Origin of the sequence: Pseudoalteromonas sp. Angola-4, assembly GCF_028599265.1 — a bacterium.
Lineage (GTDB): Bacteria > Pseudomonadota > Gammaproteobacteria > Enterobacterales > Alteromonadaceae > Pseudoalteromonas > Pseudoalteromonas atlantica.
This window is the reverse complement of sequence record NZ_JAQREK010000073.1, coordinates 1-489: the sequence shown is the minus strand read 5'-3', so window position 1 is coordinate 489 and position 489 is coordinate 1. Positions and strand designations below refer to the sequence as shown.

The 489-nt window shown below is 41.7% G+C and carries 2 protein-coding genes; both read left to right on the top strand.

Features of this window, described 5'->3' with window-relative positions; translation table 11 throughout:
* On the top strand, window positions 1-323 hold a 323-nt coding region (locus PSH48_RS20855), incomplete at its 5' end, for an MlaC/ttg2D family ABC transporter substrate-binding protein (protein WP_273612308.1).
* Window positions 316-489: STAS domain-containing protein (locus tag PSH48_RS20850; protein WP_443197876.1), on the top strand; the 174-nt coding region annotated here is incomplete at its 3' end. The genes PSH48_RS20855 and PSH48_RS20850, both read left to right, overlap by 8 nt.

Here is a 489-nt window from a genome sequence, read left to right as displayed (position 1 = left end):
CAGGTGTATTTACCCAATATACTAACCAACACGTTGAATTTGGTGCACCGCAACCATTTAAAGGTCAGGATGTGGTTGTAGTAAAAACAAAAATTATCGAAGATGGTAAGCCAGATATCCGCATTGATTTTAAAGTTCGTGAAGATCGCAGTGGGCAATGGCGTGCATACGACATGATTGCTGAAGGGATAAGCTTGTTAGATGCTAAGCAAAGTGAGCTACAAGGTATTTTGCGTCAGCAAGGTATTGATAAGGTAAGTGACCTTTTAGAGCAAAAAAGTAAGCTTCCAGTTCAATTTAGAGGCAGCAGCTCGAATGACTAAATTGGCGATAAGCCAAATTGATGATCAACAGTTTCGAGCGAGCGGCGAGCTCTCTCGAAATTCAATTGGCGATGAACAACTTCTGAACAAGCAGCTACAAACTAAGCATAAAATCATCTATTTTGACCTAAGTGGGGTGTCAAGGGTTGACACAGCCGGCTTAGCT